The 3625-nt window shown below is 52.5% G+C and carries 1 CRISPR repeat array.

The annotated features are described in order from the left end of the window. Window positions 1–27: 27 nt before the first annotated feature. Window positions 28–3583: a CRISPR direct-repeat array (repeat unit 30 nt; unit sequence GTTTCCATCCCTCTAAGGAAGTTTAGGAAG). Window positions 3584–3625: the final 42 nt, after the last annotated feature.

Below are 3625 nucleotides of genomic sequence, written 5' to 3'. Positions count from 1 at the left end.
CCAATACCCTATTCCGTTCTACATTGTGTTTCCATCCCTCTAAGGAAGTTTAGGAAGCCGGAGGAACGCCGCAGAGCGGGGGCCTGCTGGGCGGAGTTTCCATCCCTCTAAGGAAGTTTAGGAAGGTGCGCTCGGCGCATCCAGCCGGAGATTGGACGGACGAGTTTCCATCCCTCTAAGGAAGTTTAGGAAGCAGGTCCCACGCCTCGCGGTTCCGATGAAACGCCTGAGTTTCCATCCCTCTAAGGAAGTTTAGGAAGGGCGTTCGGCGGGGACCGGTGCGTGGTGTTCCTCCGGGTTTCCATCCCTCTAAGGAAGTTTAGGAAGCCCTCACAACCCTGGCGGCCGGGATGCAGGGCGGGCGTTTCCATCCCTCTAAGGAAGTTTAGGAAGGGAGGCGGGGTCATTATACCCCGTCTCCTCCGAAAGAAGTTTCCATCCCTCTAAGGAAGTTTAGGAAGCGCATAGTGTCTCGACTTCGTATCACTCCCAACGAGTTTCCATCCCTCTAAGGAAGTTTAGGAAGACGCGGACCTGTTCCTCATGCTGGCGTCGAGCGACGTGTTTCCATCCCTCTAAGGAAGTTTAGGAAGGACGATGCCGAGCCGAATCAGGGGGACCGAAAGGACGTTTCCATCCCTCTAAGGAAGTTTAGGAAGGAGAAGATCACAAATTCCTGCCTAGCGTAAAACTCAGGTTTCCATCCCTCTAAGGAAGTTTAGGAAGCCGCTGCCAGCCGCACACGCTGCTCGTCGCTATCCGGTTTCCATCCCTCTAAGGAAGTTTAGGAAGGACAAATCAACATATCCCCTAAAGTTGGACAGTTTGTTTCCATCCCTCTAAGGAAGTTTAGGAAGATGGGGCCGGTCGGGGTGGAGTGCCGGTTCATCAGCGGTTTCCATCCCTCTAAGGAAGTTTAGGAAGAGGCTTTACCACTTTAATGCGAGTGGTACAACCTTAGTTTCCATCCCTCTAAGGAAGTTTAGGAAGCATGTTCCACCACTTCCGGATATGGCAGGCACCGAGTTTCCATCCCTCTAAGGAAGTTTAGGAAGCGCACTACGACCGCGTTCAGGGGCCTCCGCATCCCGTTTCCATCCCTCTAAGGAAGTTTAGGAAGTCCATATGGATCAGGATATCCCTGTCCCTCCTGTATAGTTTCCATCCCTCTAAGGAAGTTTAGGAAGAGGGACAGGGATATATTCTGGTGGTCCATATGCACAGGGTTTCCATCCCTCTAAGGAAGTTTAGGAAGGGGCGAGAACAGGGCCGCAGAATGGGCAGAATTTACGGTTTCCATCCCTCTAAGGAAGTTTAGGAAGGCGAATGAGGTGTGTCTTGCCTGCCCCCGCCTGCCCGGTTTCCATCCCTCTAAGGAAGTTTAGGAAGGGCGAGGTGACGCCGATCTTCGGCGAGCTCTACGCGGTTTCCATCCCTCTAAGGAAGTTTAGGAAGAAGCCCTCGTCCTGGTTTCAGAACTTATTTCTTCGAGTTTCCATCCCTCTAAGGAAGTTTAGGAAGGCTTCGCGTCCCGCTGTCGGATGCAACATTGATATCCGTTTCCATCCCTCTAAGGAAGTTTAGGAAGTCAGCTGCTTAACCTCTCCGCCTTCACCCTCACCGGGTTTCCATCCCTCTAAGGAAGTTTAGGAAGGCGTCGGCGTCCTGATGAACGGCATCCTTGACGCCTTGTTTCCATCCCTCTAAGGAAGTTTAGGAAGAGCCCATCATCCAACATAGCGGCGACAGATTCAGCAGTTTCCATCCCTCTAAGGAAGTTTAGGAAGGGCCCCAGCACCACCAACTCCACCTTGACGTATTGGCGTTTCCATCCCTCTAAGGAAGTTTAGGAAGGCGTCGGCGTCCTGATGAACGGCATCCTTGACGCCTTGTTTCCATCCCTCTAAGGAAGTTTAGGAAGGCGTCTGGAACGCATCGAAAACCTCGAAGAGGATATCGTTTCCATCCCTCTAAGGAAGTTTAGGAAGCTCCTCATGGCAGATGGGACACTCCACGCGCTCTCGTTTCCATCCCTCTAAGGAAGTTTAGGAAGGACCATCGACATCAGGTCCGGCGACGAGACCCCCGGTTTCCATCCCTCTAAGGAAGTTTAGGAAGGGAATCTATTGTTGAGGCTTAGTATCGCCGCAGATATGTTTCCATCCCTCTAAGGAAGTTTATGAAGGACGAAATTACAGCGGCAGGTTGGTATTTCGTCAGTGGTTTCCATCCCTCTAAGGAAGTTTAGGAAGTGTGCGGCCATGCGGGTCTTGTTGATATCGCTCGCCGGTTTCCATCCCTCTAAGGAAGTTTAGGAAGAAGAAGAGGAGCGGCTTTCGCCGCCCCCCTCTCGTTGTTTCCATCCCTCTAAGGAAGTTTAGGAAGGATCGAGGCAGGGAACCGCTTAATAGAGGACGCCGCGCGTTTCCATCCCTCTAAGGAAGTTTAGGAAGGCCTCGCGGCGCTTCCGCCTGCTCGTCAGCACCTCGAGTTTCCATCCCTCTAAGGAAGTTTAGGAAGCCATGGGTGGCGGCAGGGGGTCGTCCTTGCCTCTGTGGTTTCCATCCCTCTAAGGAAGTTTAGGAAGAACGAGACGAACCTCGTGAAGGTCGCCGAAGACAAGGTTTCCATCCCTCTAAGGAAGTTTAGGAAGGAGAGATACCTTTATCCTGCCTTCGGAGGACGCGACGTGTTTCCATCCCTCTAAGGAAGTTTAGGAAGGGGACCTTCGGGCTTCACCGAAAGGCCCACTACTTGTGTTTCCATCCCTCTAAGGAAGTTTAGGAAGTCAACGCAATGATTGAGGAGTTGAGGTCACAGGGCTGTTTCCATCCCTCTAAGGAAGTTTAGGAAGAGGCGGCGCAGACGGCCCAGCAGGGGGCCGGGGCCGGTTTCCATCCCTCTAAGGAAGTTTAAGAAGGAGGCGTAAAACGCACCGTGGAGGAGATACGGAGCTAGTTTCCATCCCTCTAAGGAAGTTTAGGAAGAGGAAGCACCTTGTCCTATATGGCCATGTCGAGACAGGGTTTCCATCCCTCTAAGGAAGTTTAGGAAGGCGCCAAGCGGAGAGTCGTGGTGGTCCACGTTCCCGGTTTCCATCCCTCTAAGGAAGTTTAGGAAGCCGTGGATGTCGCTTGGCTGTGCGCTCCTGAAAGAGTTTCCATCCCTCTAAGGAAGTTTAGGAAGTCGGGCCTTTGATATCTATTACCCGATCAGGGTAGAGTTTCCATCCCTCTAAGGAAGTTTAGGAAGGGCGAAAGCGTGAATCGATTCCCGGCTCCTGGCCCGGTTTCCATCCCTCTAAGGAAGTTTAGGAAGGACGAGACCTGCGTGTTTGAGGTGGAGGAGGGGAGCTAGTTTCCATCCCTCTAAGGAAGTTTAGGAAGTCGACTGGCGGGACTCAGCCTGAGGCGAGTTAGCGGTTTCCATCCCTCTAAGGAAGTTTAGGAAGCCTGGGGAGAACCAGGCCCAAAGACCGCGGCATTCGGTTTCCATCCCTCTAAGGAAGTTTAGGAAGTCGAATAGCTAGGAGGACCTTTATTGTATCACGAGAGTTTCCATCCCTCTAAGGAAGTTTAGGAAGGCCACTGACGTTGACGAAGACCGTCCCGTCGTCATGCAGTTT

Origin of the sequence: Fretibacterium fastidiosum (genome assembly GCF_000210715.1) — a bacterium.
Lineage (GTDB): Bacteria > Synergistota > Synergistia > Synergistales > Aminobacteriaceae > Fretibacterium > Fretibacterium fastidiosum.
Note: the sequence above shows the minus strand (reverse complement) of the source record. Positions and strands in the feature narration are given on the sequence as shown.